The organism is Peribacillus simplex (genome assembly GCF_900156045.1).
GTDB classification, from domain to species: domain Bacteria; phylum Bacillota; class Bacilli; order Bacillales; family DSM-1321; genus Peribacillus; species Peribacillus simplex_D.
In genome coordinates, this window is sequence record NZ_FTMX01000002.1 from 512,745 (window position 1) to 525,693 (window position 12,949).

At 40.9% G+C, this 12,949-nt stretch carries 11 protein-coding genes; 6 read left to right on the forward strand and 5 right to left on the reverse strand.

Going from position 1 to position 12,949, the window contains the following annotated elements:
* Nucleotides 1–64 precede the first annotated feature (64 nt).
* Nucleotides 65–907 carry a YitT family protein gene (locus BW986_RS09065; protein WP_076367181.1) on the reverse strand — a complete coding sequence of 281 codons (843 nt, stop codon included), beginning with the start codon at nucleotides 905–907 and terminating at the stop codon, nucleotides 65–67.
* Nucleotides 908–1,063: 156 nt separating this feature from the next.
* Between BW986_RS09065 and BW986_RS09070 the strand changes: the two genes are divergently transcribed.
* The 5 genes from BW986_RS09070 to BW986_RS09090 all read left to right on the forward strand — a co-directional run bounded on the left by BW986_RS09070 (nucleotide 1,064) and on the right by BW986_RS09090 (nucleotide 4,728).
* Nucleotides 1,064–1,930 carry a DegV family protein gene (locus tag BW986_RS09070; protein ID WP_076367183.1) on the forward strand — a complete coding sequence of 289 codons (867 nt, stop codon included), beginning with the start codon at nucleotides 1,064–1,066 and terminating at the stop codon, nucleotides 1,928–1,930.
* 68 nt (nucleotides 1,931–1,998) lie between these two features.
* Nucleotides 1,999–2,130 carry a DUF3941 domain-containing protein gene (locus tag BW986_RS09075; RefSeq protein ID WP_076367185.1) on the forward strand — a complete coding sequence of 44 codons (132 nt, stop codon included), beginning with the start codon at nucleotides 1,999–2,001 and terminating at the stop codon, nucleotides 2,128–2,130.
* 103 nt (nucleotides 2,131–2,233) lie between these two features.
* Nucleotides 2,234–2,725: a YajQ family cyclic di-GMP-binding protein gene (locus BW986_RS09080; RefSeq protein ID WP_063232211.1), complete on the forward strand. Its 492-nt coding sequence runs from the start codon at nucleotides 2,234–2,236 to the stop codon at nucleotides 2,723–2,725.
* Between the two features lie 227 nt (nucleotides 2,726–2,952).
* Nucleotides 2,953–3,828: an SDR family oxidoreductase gene (locus tag BW986_RS09085; protein ID WP_076367187.1), complete on the forward strand. Its 876-nt coding sequence runs from the start codon at nucleotides 2,953–2,955 to the stop codon at nucleotides 3,826–3,828.
* 120 nt (nucleotides 3,829–3,948) lie between these two features.
* Nucleotides 3,949–4,728: an MBL fold metallo-hydrolase gene (locus BW986_RS09090; protein ID WP_260320830.1), complete on the forward strand. Its 780-nt coding sequence runs from the start codon at nucleotides 3,949–3,951 to the stop codon at nucleotides 4,726–4,728.
* A 37-nt stretch (nucleotides 4,729–4,765) separates the two neighbouring features.
* Here the strand turns inward: BW986_RS09090 and BW986_RS09095 are convergent, their stop codons facing one another.
* The 4 genes from BW986_RS09095 to BW986_RS09110 all read right to left on the reverse strand — a co-directional run bounded on the left by BW986_RS09095 (nucleotide 4,766) and on the right by BW986_RS09110 (nucleotide 10,816).
* The gene (locus BW986_RS09095) at nucleotides 4,766–5,809 is read right to left on the reverse strand and encodes a LacI family DNA-binding transcriptional regulator (RefSeq protein ID WP_076367191.1); all 1,044 of its coding nucleotides are present in this window, start codon (nucleotides 5,807–5,809) and stop codon (nucleotides 4,766–4,768) included.
* A 342-nt stretch (nucleotides 5,810–6,151) separates the two neighbouring features.
* Nucleotides 6,152–7,801: a glycoside hydrolase family 13 protein gene (locus BW986_RS09100; protein WP_076367193.1), complete on the reverse strand. Its 1,650-nt coding sequence runs from the start codon at nucleotides 7,799–7,801 to the stop codon at nucleotides 6,152–6,154.
* Nucleotides 7,802–7,880: 79 nt separating this feature from the next.
* Complete coding sequence (locus tag BW986_RS09105; RefSeq protein WP_076367195.1) at nucleotides 7,881–9,416, reverse strand: alpha-amylase family glycosyl hydrolase; 1,536 nt, start codon at nucleotides 9,414–9,416, stop codon at nucleotides 7,881–7,883.
* Nucleotides 9,417–9,565: 149 nt separating this feature from the next.
* Nucleotides 9,566–10,816: an extracellular solute-binding protein gene (locus BW986_RS09110; protein WP_076367197.1), complete on the reverse strand. Its 1,251-nt coding sequence runs from the start codon at nucleotides 10,814–10,816 to the stop codon at nucleotides 9,566–9,568.
* A gap of 365 nt (nucleotides 10,817–11,181) precedes the next feature.
* Between BW986_RS09110 and BW986_RS09115 the strand changes: the two genes are divergently transcribed.
* Entirely contained in the window at nucleotides 11,182–12,936 is a 1,755-nt protein-coding gene (locus BW986_RS09115) for a glycoside hydrolase family 13 protein (protein ID WP_076367199.1), read from the forward strand.
* The last annotated feature ends 13 nt before the right edge of the window (nucleotides 12,937–12,949 follow it).

Below are 12,949 nucleotides of genomic sequence, written 5' to 3' on the forward strand. Positions count from 1 at the left end.
ACTTAAAACGCCTAAATACTTCCTTTTGTAATAGAAGTGTAATGGCCTTAATCTTTTGTTAATATCATTCCCTGCGGAAAGTTCCAACTATGCCTGAAGTTTCTATGATGTTTGTGAAAGCATGTGGGTCCACTTCCTTGATGATCCTTTCAAGGTCATACAGTTCATACCTTGTAATGACAATCAATAACATTTCCTTAGTTTCGTTGGTGAATGCCCCCTTTGCAGGAACCCTTGTGATTCCGCGAACTAACTTAGCATGGATTGCCTGTTTAAGTTCTTCGCTTTTCTTTGTAATGATCATGGCCGTAAGCTTTTCATGACGTGTATGAATCGCGTCAACGACACGGGTCGATGTATAAAGGGTAACAAGTGTGTACAAAGCTTTTTCCGGTCCATAAACAGCACCTGCCGTTACAATGATCACGCCATTCAACAGAAATAAATAAGTGCCCACGGGCTTGTCCTTCTTCCGTGACAGAAGCATGGCGATAATATCCATTCCGCCAGTCGATGCACCGTATTTCAAGGTGATTCCCACACCTACTGCAGCTATGACGCCGCCAAATACCGCATTTAATAATATGTCAGGTGACCAGCGTGTAATCGGAATGATTTCCATAAAGAAGGACATCAAGACAACACTAAGGAAACTATAAAAAGTGAAAGATTTTCCAACCTTTCGCCAAGCAATGATCGTTACTGGGATGTTCAATAAAAACAATAGAATACCTGTCGATACATTAAAAGGAGCAAAAGAACCAATCATCCTCGAGAGAAGCTGGGCCACTCCTGTAAAGCCGCTTGCATATACGTTTGCCGGTATTAGAAAAAAGTTCATTGCGATGGCATTCAGTAATGCTCCGACCACAACTATGATAATTTTCTTCATTTCACCACTGTACATCCTAATAACCTCCATTTCACCCTTATTCTATTATCTTTTTACCCTTAATTAATTATTCTATTTATGTAGAGATTGAATTTTTACCGTTACGTGCTACACTAAAATGTAGAGTGATCACTCATTTTCTAAAAATTGTAAAAAGAAAGCAGGTGTATTATGGCTATCACAATTCTTGCAGATAGTGCATGTGATTTGCCGTTGTCTTTCTATAAGGAAAACAATGTTTCATTAATTCCTTTACAAGTCCATCTTGACGGGAAAAATTATGAAGATTTACTTACCATTAATTCTCACGAAGTCTATCAGGCGATGATTGAGGGAAAAGCCCCGAAAACATCGCAAGCTTCCCCAGAATACTTTATAGAACTTTTCACACAGTTTGCCAAAGAGAAAAAACAAGGGATTTATATAGCCTTTTCCTCTGAGTTATCAGGCACATATCAAACGGCAGTGATGATTCTTAATCAGGTGAAGGAAGAGTACCCTGACCTTGACATTGAAATCGTCAATACGAAATGCGCTTCGATGGGCGTCGGTTTAATTGTAAAGAAAGCAGCCGATCTAGCAGCAAACGGTGCCACTAAAGAAGAAATCCTAGCTGACATAGAATTCCAAACCCGGCATATGGAGCATCTATTCACTGTAGATAACCTTGAGTATTTGGCCCGTGGCGGCCGCATCTCCAAGACATCTGCCCTTGTTGGCGGTTTATTAAACATTAAACCGTTATTGCATGTAGAAGATGGGAAGCTTGTTCCGCTTGAAAAGTTACGCGGCAAAAAGAAATTGATTAAACGTGTAATCGAATTAATGCACGAAAGAGGAAAAAATTTAAAAAACCAAACGATTGCCATCAGTCATGGTGATGATGAAGCGACGGCCCTGGAATGGAAGGAAGCCATTCAGAATGAATTCGGGACAACCGATTTCAAGATCCATACAATCGGCTCCGTCATCGGCGCACATGCCGGTCCTGGTACAATCGCCCTCTTCTTCTTAAACGATACCCCTGAGAAATCATAAACATACATACTCCCTTCCATAATTGTGAACAATATATATTGATCAGATAATGGAAGGGAGTTTTCTCTATGTCAAAAACAACCGATGACAATAAAAGGCCAAAAGATAACCAAGCGAGAAATGCTGAAAAAAATGTCGCCTATCAGGAAAACCTTGCTGCGGGTAAGCACTCCTATTCGAAGAAAACAGACCATAAATGACGCGAGGGGCTTGTCCCCTTGCTTTTTTAATATGGTCTAGATAGTTGTCTTCCTATCACACTTTCTCTATAATAAAGGAAATAAAACCTGCTGGAGGTAAGTGATGGCAAAGGAAAATTCATTTGATATTGTTTCGAAAGTAGACTTTTCAGAGGTAACGAATGCAGTTACCATGGCTATGAAGGAAATACAAACACGCTATGATTTTAAAGGGAGTATAAGCAGCATCACCATTGAAAAAGAAGACCTTGTTTTAGTGTCTGACGATGAATATAAGCTCGAACAGCTGAAGGATGTTCTCATTAGTAAACTCATTAAACGTGACGTACCAGTCAAGAACCTGGACTATGGCAAATTAGAAGGAGCTTCTGGCGGAACCGTTCGTCAACGGGCTAAGTTGATTCAAGGCATCGATAAGGAACAGGCAAAAAAAATCAATACCATCATTAAAAATAGCGGTCTTAAAGTGAAAAGCCAAATCCAAGATGATCAAATCCGTGTTACCGGTAAGAACCGTGACGATTTGCAAGGAATCATTTCCGCAATCCGGGGCGCTGATCTTTCCATTGATGTGCAATTCTTAAATTACCGCTAAATATGAAGGCCTCACCTTTGGGTGGGTCTTTTTTTATTTGCATCATTGCCTCAATAGCCGTGATCCCCCTTTTTCTTCAAATGAATCTCCTTCATGTAACATGGAAAGACTAGTCATGTTCGCTTAGTATAATTACCCATGAATTATTTGGTTGTTTTTTCCATGTTTTCTTTTTTCTAAAAAAGGAATAGAAAAGCATAGATCATTAAACAGGAGGCGTTTTAATCTTGACTACCCAAAACCAAAATCAGAACAAACAAGGATTTCCACCTCAACATCAACAGCATCAACCTGGATTGGAAACAAAAATGGAACCGAACCCCGATTCAGTTAAAGCTGCCTACAAAGGAAGCGGCAAACTAAAAGGTAAAACGGCAATCATAACAGGAGGAGACAGCGGAATCGGTAAATCGGTTGCCATTTATTACGCCAAAGAAGGAGCGAATGTGACAGTTGCATACTTGGATGAACACGAGGATGCCAAAGCGACAAAAGAATTGATCGAAAAAGAAGGTCAGAAATGTTTACTCATTTCCGGAGATATCGGTGATGAAGCCTTCTGCCAGGATGTCGTCAATAAAACGGTTGAAGAATTTGGCGGTTTGGACATTCTAGTCAACAACGCCGGTGAACAGCATGTGCAGACAAGTATCCTTGACATTTCAGCTGAACAATTGGAAAAAACGTTCCGCACGAATATTTTCTCGATGTTCCACTTAACTAAATCTGCATTGAATCACCTAAAAAAAGGTAGCAGTATCATTAATACAACCTCTATCACAGCCTATCAAGGCAACCCAAAACTAATCGATTACTCTTCAACAAAAGGTGCAATACTGGCATTTACAAGGGCCCTGTCGAACTCCATTTCAAAAGATGGCATCAGAGTGAACGGCGTTGCGCCAGGTCCGATCTGGACACCGCTGATTCCTGCCTCATTCGGAGAAGAGGATGTCGCCAAATTCGGACAGGATACTCCTATGGGCCGCGCAGGGCAGCCAGAGGAATTAGCACCAGCTTATGTATATTTGGCAAGTGATGATTCATCCTATGTCAGCGGACAAGTCATCCACGTAAACGGCGGGACCGTGGTAAACGGATAAGCCTTACCCTTTCAAAAGCAGTGGATTTCAAAAATCCACTGCTTTTACTCTTTCAAGCAGGATATTTCCGGTTAAAGCGGAATATATGAATGGGAAGGAGTGGAGTCATTTTTGAAAAATATTGTAGATCCATGGTTCACCGTTCAGGAATTGGACTCAGAAACGTTTGCAATCAGTGAATATGGTCATGGGGAGAAAGTTCATTCCTTTTTATTACTTGGGGAGACCCGAGCTGCGTTAATCGATACAGGATTAGGCATCTGTTCGATTAAGCGGATTACAGACCAGCTTACCGACCTTCCGATTATCGTCCTGACGACACACGTTCATGCGGATCATATTGGCAGTCATGGGGATTATGATACAATTTATGTTCATCGTGATGATGCCAATTGGTTGATCAACGGCATTGAAGGTTTGTCCTTGGAACAAATAAGAAAGAACATGGCCCGGGATATCACTGTCCCCATACCCGAATCATTCAATCCTTTTACATACAAGCCATACCAGGGGTCACCTGATAGGCTCTTAGCGGATGGGGACACGATTGATCTTGGGAACCGCAGTTTAGGCATTTATCACACACCTGGGCATTCACCTGGCCACATTTCAATTTTGGATAATGAAAAAGGTTATTTATTTACTGGCGACCTGCTTTATTCAGATACTCCAGTTTATGCATTTTATCCCTCGACAAGCCCTGAAGACCTTGTGAATTCGTTAGAAAAAATCGCAAAAATCAAGGCAGTATCCAAAATTTATGGCGGACACAACCAACTCGGCCTCGAACCAAGGATCTTTGAGGAAGTACTTGAAGCCATTCAATACCTTAAAGAGAATAATTTGGTCAGACATGGAACCGGTATACATGCATTCAAAAGTTTCAGTGTACATTTCTAGGAAAAAAAGCATTGCTTTTATGCAATGCCCTTTTCGTTCAATAAGTCATGGCCATTGCACCTTGCTTGATCGATCTGCAGGAATGCCTTTCCACGAAATGATGTGGAATGATGGTCCCAGCAGGAGCATCCCCAGTCTGCAGCATTTGAATGATGCCCTTAGCGGCCTGATATCCCAAATCAAAAATATTGATATCTACGGAAGTCAGGGCTGGTAATGACAGTTCAGAGAAAAGAACGTTATTGAAACTGACGATTGAAATTTCTTCAGGAGTGCGCACGCCCATCTCGCGAAGTGAATGCACGATGCCAAGTGCCATAAGATCATCACTGACCACCAAAGCGGTTGGTGGCTCATCGATGGATAGTAACCTTTTGGCAGCTGCTTGTCCCCCTTCATGCAAAAAATCTTCATGCAGGGTATATTCCCCCCTTCGATCGATTCCAGCCCTCTTCAATGCCCGTTCGTATCCTGACAAGCGATCAAGGGTCATCACAAGGGTTACGTCACCTCCGATGAATCCAATCCTTTCATGTCCTAGCTGTATGAGGTAATCCGTTGCCTGTTCGGCAGCCAAGACATTATCATTATCAACATATGTTATCTCCTCGATAAAATCATAGGGTTTCCCAATGATCACAAATGGAAAAGCCCTTGCTCTCAAATAGGTCAGAATGTGATCGTTCATCCTTGAATACATCAGGATTATTCCATCAACCATCCCCCCCTGCACCATATTCACTACTCCTTCGTAGATTTCATCTTCTGTTTTTCCCGTGCTTAGCAACAGGGAATAATGATTTTCCTGAGCTCCCTCACTTAGACCCTGAAGGATCGTCGGAAAAAACGGATTTTGATAATAATCATTTGACGAACTTGGCATTACCAAGCCTATGATCCTGGTCGATTGATTGGCAAGACTACGTGCAATGAAGTTTGGATGGTATCCTAATTTACTCATCGCCTTACGTACCCGTACCTTTGTTTTTTCACTTATCCGAGGATTGTTTGCAATCACTCGAGAAACTGTTGAAGGAGCAACATTCGCTAACTGTGCCACATCTTTTATTGTTATGGCCATGCATTTCCCCTCTCCCTTCTTAGCCTTTATTGACTTCATTTAATGCAAGGTGAATACCAATAAACACTTCTTTAATATTCGTTTTATATTTATACATTTTGTATGTATTCATAATACACTCAGTTCAATAGTTATATCCATACTTTTTTTTATGTTTGTTCAATTTTTCAGAAAATACTCACTTTTCCGTTTTTTTCATCTCTGTTTTAAAATTCAAAAAGAAGCTGATGTATGATCAGCTTCTAAAAAAATGGCATGTCTATTGGCGATCAAGAAGTCAGACGACTAACTACATAGGTTTTAAGCTAATTTCCAATCAAGTCCATAGAAGTGATTTACAAATTAATAACGATAAACCCTCGTTTCATATGGACGTAAATCAATAAGGGACACCTCAGGGCAATCCTCATAATTAGCTAGCAAAAGTTCCATTTCCCCCCAGTAAGAGAGGTCGATTTGGTGGTGATTCATACTAAAATTACAAACTACCATGACTGAATTATCATTCATATTTCTTGTATAAATATAAAGGTCGGGATGATCTTCCCATAATAATTCATATTCCCCATAAACAAGAACCTGATGTTTTTTTCGAAGATCAATCATCTTTTTATAAAAATGATAAATGGATGACGGGTCATTTTTCTGCTGTTCTACATTAATGGCGCGATAATTGGGATTAACCCTCATCCAGGGTGTTCCGTGCGTGAAACCGCCATTTTCAATATCATTCCATTGCATCGGTGTTCGTGAATTATCACGGCCGCTATGCCAGATAATGTTCATGATTTCATCATGCGGGCGGCCTTTGGAGGTCTCTATCCGATAAAAATTTTTCATTCCTACATCATCATAATCATCAATCGAATCAAATTGGACATTCGTCATGCCAATTTCCTGACCTTGATAAATAAAAGGTGTGCCTTGCATGAAAAAGTATAGAGCCCCAATCATTTTTGCGCTTTCCAACCAGTATTGTTGATCATTTCCCCAGGTGGATACACTTCTTGGCTGGTCATGGTTTTCAAAAAACAAAGCATTCCATCCTTTGTTTTTCAGCCCCTTTTGCCATTTGGTCATTGTGCGCTTTAATCCCTGAACATCAACGTCGTGATTCTGTCCCCTATTCCAAAGTCCAAGATGTTCAAATTGAAATATCATATTGAACTTACCATTCGATTCCCCGACCCATTCATCCGCCTGCTCAATCCTGACGCCATTGGCCTCACCGACCGTCATGATATCATACTTAGAGAAAGTCTCTTCTTTCAACTCCTGAAGGTAATCCAGAATCCCGTCCTGATTGGTGTGCATTTCAAACGCAGGTACGTACTGATGCCAATAAGGATTGGGCATATCCGGAAGGCCATCACGCTTATGAATATGTGTGATGGCATCAATCCGGAAGCCATCTATTCCCTTATCGAGCCACCAATTGACCATTTCATATAATGCCTTTCGTACATCAGTATTTTTCCAGTTTAAGTCTGGCTGCTTTTCGGCAAATAAATGTAAATAGTATTGATTGGTCCTTTCATCGAATTTCCAGGCACTTCCGGAAAAGATGCTTTCCCAATTATTAGGCTCACGACCGTCCTGCCCATCCCTCCATATATACCAATCCCGTTTCGGATTATCGCGGGACGAACGTGACTCTACGAACCAGGGGTGCTCATCACTTGTATGATTCAAAACAAGATCGAGTATCACCTTCATCCCACGTCCGTGAACATCTTTCAATAACAGATCAATATCTTCAATTGAACCGAATTCATCGGAAACTGCTTGATAATCACTAATATCATAGCCATTATCCGCATTGGGCGATTTATAAAACGGACAAATCCAAATAACATCAATTCCTAATTCCTGCAGATAGTCAAGCTTTGAAATCAAACCTTTTATATCACCGACTCCATCACCATTACTATCCATGAAACTGCGCGGGTATATTTGATAGCAGACCGCTTCTTTCCACCAGGTCTTATTCATGCTGTAACCTCCCGATCCTGTTTTCCACAAAGCCTTAGGGACAATGTTTGGCGGCTACCGACAATCGAGAGGTATATGATTATTTTGGTTGGTTCCGTTTTGAACGCTTAATAACCAAAGCAATGAATATACCAAAAATAAGAAGAACCAATCCTATGACTAACAGGTAAGGAATATTAATAATCGATTTAGGTGACAGCGTGTAGACTTCTGTCGTCTCCCTGTCGATTACGATAGAGTAACTGTTGTCCTTACTGCGGACCAGATCCCCATTCAGCATACCTCTCAACTCTTTATTACTTTCAAGCTCCTTATCAGTAAGGTTTATCGTTTGAGTTTCAGTCGTATTGTTCATGGCGACGACAATCGTTTCATCACCATATACACGCTTGAATACCGAAGCTCCACCTTTTTCATATAGAAGCTCCATATCCCCCTTTACCAACGCTGGGTACATGTCTCTGAGATCAGAAAGCTTTGTTATATATTCCACCAATTCCTGTTCTGTCTTAAAATTCATCAACTTGTGATTATCCGGGGCAATATCCCCATTTAAGGCAATTTCCGATCCATAAAATACGATTGGCACCCCTGGCATCGTATATAGATACGACAGCGCCATTCTCCATCTGGAACCTGGATTTTCGTTATGGTCGGCTGCATCCTTTGTAAAACGGGGCATCCCCTGTGTATCCATGAATAATGCCTGCTGAGCATCGCCCCCTAATTCACCTTCGCTTTTCTCAAACGCATTAAAAACAGGTTTCAATTCTTTATCGGGTGCAGCAAATGCTTCCCTTAGCTCAGTATTTAGTGGATAAGCCATAAAAGCATCGATACCCGTCTTCTTGTAGCTTGATATCAGATCGGCATCACCTTGTACATCGCCGATTGTGTAGAAATTTGATTTTTCAGATTTGACTGCATCCACAAATTCCTTCCAAAAATCTTTTGCTACGTATTGGACTTTATTTATGCGGTAACCATCAATATCGGTTTCCGTTATCCACCATTTGGCAGCATCAAGTAAATATTCCCTTGTTTCCTCATTTTCTTGATTCAAATCGGGAAGATCATCTACCCAGCCTGTTTCCAAATCCTTTTGGCTACTGTCCTGGGAAATCTTTTTTTCTTCATGGAACCAATCTTGTTTTTTTGGATCGGTCAGCCACGTGGAGTCAGGACCCACATTATTTGCTTGAAAATCAAGGATCACCTTCATATCGCGTTTATGTGCCTCATTCACGAGTTTTTTAAACTCTTTCAATGTCCCATAATGTTTATCCGTTTTATAGAAATCTGCCACCCAATCGCCATGATAGCCATTTTCATCATTAGCGAAAATCGGTGAAAGGATGATAGCGGTATAACCCATATCTTTTAAATAATTCAGTTTCTTCGTGACACCTTCGAAATCCCCACCATTAAACGCGGAAGGGTCATTCACGTTCGCATCTCCATTATTTTGAATATTCCCATCGAAAAATCTGTCGACCAATAATGAATATACGATTTCATCCTTCCAAGTTCGTTGTTCTTTTTCAGCTGCTCCTACTGGAATGGCGTAAAAAAGAAGCAACGGAATTAAAGCGAGTGATAACACTCTTTTTCTCATATCCGCTCTCCTCCTAGCTATCTCTTTACGCCTTTAAGATTAGCCTTTTGGCCCTTTAACGTCAAATCCAATTTATAAAAAACTTTACACTAAAGGGACAAATTGGTGAAACTGGTTATAGTTACTGAATCGGAAAAGGAAGAACATTATTAACGTTCTTTTTTTATCGTCTTAACCGCTTTATCCAAGGCCTTTTTTGGTTTTGCTTTTTGAGTGCTTATTTCATCCATGGCTGCATTCATCGGTACCCATACTCTATTCATTTCCGGTATATTCGGCACTGGTTCAGCGTATTGTAATTGTATGCTTATGGCTTGTGCCCTTTCATTTTCATTGATTTCGGCATTGTGTTTGATTGATTTATTAGGAGGGATTTCCCCTGTTAAATCATAACGCTGCATTGCATTATCATCATTTGTCAAATATTCCACTAACTTGGTAGACCAATAAGGATGTTTCGTGAATGCTGTTACATGCCAGCCTTTGATTTCCATCAACGTTTTCATTGGCCGGCCATTGGGCAATTCGGGCATGGGGGCAATTCCTGTATCCTCTCGTTCTGTAAATGAGTCACCGTCACTCATGATAGAAGCCAAATTCCCTTGTATGAACAACTTCTCGATCGCTGCTTTGTCGCCTTTAGGAATCAAACCGGCCTTATACCATTTTTGGATGTACGCAGCCCCTTTTATGGCACCCTTATTATTCAAACCAATGTGGGAAGGGTCCAGTTTTCCATTCTTATCTTTGAATATATAACCTCCCATTCCAGCGATCACTCCATACGAATCATGGAAATCATTCCATTTGGCATAGTAACCATGCACGTTACCCTTTCTTAATTCCTTCGCCATTTTATAAAGGTCATTCATCGTCTCAGGAGCCTTAGCCATCAATTTTTTATTATAAATGAAAACGGATGTGTTTACGGATTTTGGCAATCCAAACACCTTATCTTGATACATCTCCCCACTAATTGAGGGCTCAATGAAGGCATTCAATACCTCATCTTTCACCTTCACTTCCTGAATTAAGCCTTCCTTCACGATTTGCCCGACTTTTTCATGAGAAAAAGTTACGACATCCGGGGCCTTTCCGTTTCCGATTGGCCCATCACTTCGAAGCCTCTCATACATCTCGGTAGCTATTTCAAGCTCTTTATGCTCAACTTTGATTCCATATTCTTTTTCAAAAGCTTCAATCACCGGCTTTAGGGCCTCCGCTTTACCTTTTTCCTCCCAAATGATCAATTTTTCCGGCTTAGCTTCTTTGCTGGCTTCGTCTCCTTTTTTCTTCTTTTCTTTCACTACTTCATTTTCCAAATCTGAACTGGTACCACAAGCACTTACACTTACGATTAAAAACATGGACATGAACAAATGAAAAATCAGCTTCTTCACTTTCATTCTCCTTTTTAAAATGTTTATTCTATCATGTCCAAAAGCACCAAATAATACTGTTTTTCAGTTCATTCATTCAAACAAAGCCGCTTAATGAAAACGGTACCAAAGCTATTGTTATCATTATATGAACGGCTTTGGTTTTTACAACATTTTTCCTTGGTGTATTTATTTCCTTGTAGTGATGTATACTTTTTGTTATTTTTTAGTTAATAAGTGCTTCTTTCAATTGAAATCGGGTATATAACCATATTGAAAAAACACTTTACCTGGCTTAGTGCAACTTCATGGTGCCCCCTCATAAAACAGCCGGAAGTTTCCTTTTTCACCTCCCCAAATACCTATAGAATTGGAGTGGTTTTGCAATGGAATTTTCATCCATACACCATAGACCTAATGACAATTACGGCTATACCATCAACACTGAAACCCTACATATCCGCCTACGTACGAAAAAACAAGATATCTCCTCAGCTGGATTGATTTTTGGGGATCCATACATTTCCGATAATGATGGTCAGTGGCAGTACGAAGAACTTCCCATGAGTTTATCAGGCAGCGATGACCGTTATGATTATTGGCATATCTATGTGAAGCCTCCCTACCGAAGAATTCGATATGGGTTCAAGGTATCCTCAGAAGATGAAAGTGCCATTTATACGGAAAAGGGCTTCTTTAATGAAGCCCCCCGAGATCCAGGAAGCTATTTCGCGATACCCTATCTACATCAAAATGAAGTTTTCGGGGCACCGGAATGGGTCAAAGATACAGTTTGGTATCAAATTTTTCCTGAACGATTCGCGAACGGAAACCCCGACAATGATCCGGAAGGCGTGATACCATGGGGAAGTGAAGATCCGGCCGTGGATAATTTTTTTGGCGGGGACTTCGAAGGAATCATTGAACATTTGGATTACCTTGAGAATCTCGGCATCAACGGAATCTATTTCACGCCAATCTTCCATGCCTACTCCAATCATAAATACGACACGATTGATTATCGGAGTATCGATCCGCAATTTGGAACGAAGGAAACATTGAAAACACTAATAGCCGAATGCCATAAACGGAATATCCGGGTCATGCTGGACGCCGTTTTTAACCATAGCGGCTACTACTTCCCCCCTTTTCAGGATTTACTCGAAAAAGGAGAGAAATCGAAATATAAGGATTGGTTCCACCCACATAGCTTTCCGCTTAAGGGAGGGGAAAGGCCCAATTATGAAACATTCGGTTTTTTTGAATCGATGCCAAAATTGAATACTGCGAATCCGGAGGTGAAAGAATATCTGCTTGAGGTCTCGGCTTATTGGATCAAGGAGTACGATATAGACGCCTGGAGGCTCGATGTGGCAAATGAAGTCGATCAGCCATTCTGGCGTGAATTTCGAACAACGGTGAAAAATATAAAGCCTGACCTTTATATTCTTGGGGAAATTTGGCATGACTCGATGCCCTGGCTTCGCGGCGATCAGTTCGATGCAGTCATGAATTACCCGTTTACCAACCAAGTTTTTCGCTTGGTCGCTTCACAAACCATCAATGCACGCGAGTTCACAGAACAAATGACAGCCATCTATCACAGTTATCCTACCAATGTTTTTGACGTGACATTCAATCTTCTTGGAAGCCATGATACACCGCGGATTTTCACGGATTGCGGGGAAGATCTAGCTCGGGCCAAGCTCATCCACGCAATCCTGCTGACATTCAGTGGCAGCCCTTGTATATACTATGGAGATGAAATCGGCTTAACCGGAGGCATGGATCCAGGGTGCCGAAAATGTATGGTCTGGGAAGAAGAAAAACAAAATACCGAGCTTTTCAATGAAATTAAGGCATTGATCCTCTTGCGAAAAGAAGAACGATTACTCGCCAATGACGGAAAGTTCAAATTCCTTGATACTGCCGGAAACGAAAATATCGTGGCCTACCAAAAGTATAATGGGGAACGTTCTGTCGTGATCCTCATCAATCCGACGGATGTCCAGCAATCCTTTACCCTCCCTTTTGATTTGAAAGGACGTACACTAACCGATTTAAGAACAAAAGAAACCACCCAGGAAAGTAAATATGAATTGGGTGGTTATCAATATAAAATTCTCGCATTCAATCATTGAGGCAATGAAAACG

What these genes read in the sequence shown, in the direction of transcription:
- BW986_RS09065 (WP_076367181.1), bottom strand. Translation starts at nt 907, where the DNA reads ATGTACAGTGGTGAAATGAAGAAAATTATCATAGTTGTGGTCGGAGCA.
- BW986_RS09070 (WP_076367183.1), top strand. Translation starts at nt 1,064, where the DNA reads ATGGCTATCACAATTCTTGCAGATAGTGCATGTGATTTGCCGTTGTCT.
- BW986_RS09075 (WP_076367185.1), top strand. Translation starts at nt 1,999, where the DNA reads ATGTCAAAAACAACCGATGACAATAAAAGGCCAAAAGATAACCAAGCG.
- BW986_RS09080 (WP_063232211.1), top strand. Translation starts at nt 2,234, where the DNA reads ATGGCAAAGGAAAATTCATTTGATATTGTTTCGAAAGTAGACTTTTCA.
- BW986_RS09095 (WP_076367191.1), bottom strand. Translation starts at nt 5,809, where the DNA reads ATGGCCATAACAATAAAAGATGTGGCACAGTTAGCGAATGTTGCTCCT.
- BW986_RS09100 (WP_076367193.1), bottom strand. Translation starts at nt 7,801, where the DNA reads ATGAATAAGACCTGGTGGAAAGAAGCGGTCTGCTATCAAATATACCCG.
- BW986_RS09105 (WP_076367195.1), bottom strand. Translation starts at nt 9,416, where the DNA reads ATGAGAAAAAGAGTGTTATCACTCGCTTTAATTCCGTTGCTTCTTTTT.
- BW986_RS09115 (WP_076367199.1), top strand. Translation starts at nt 11,182, where the DNA reads ATGGAATTTTCATCCATACACCATAGACCTAATGACAATTACGGCTAT.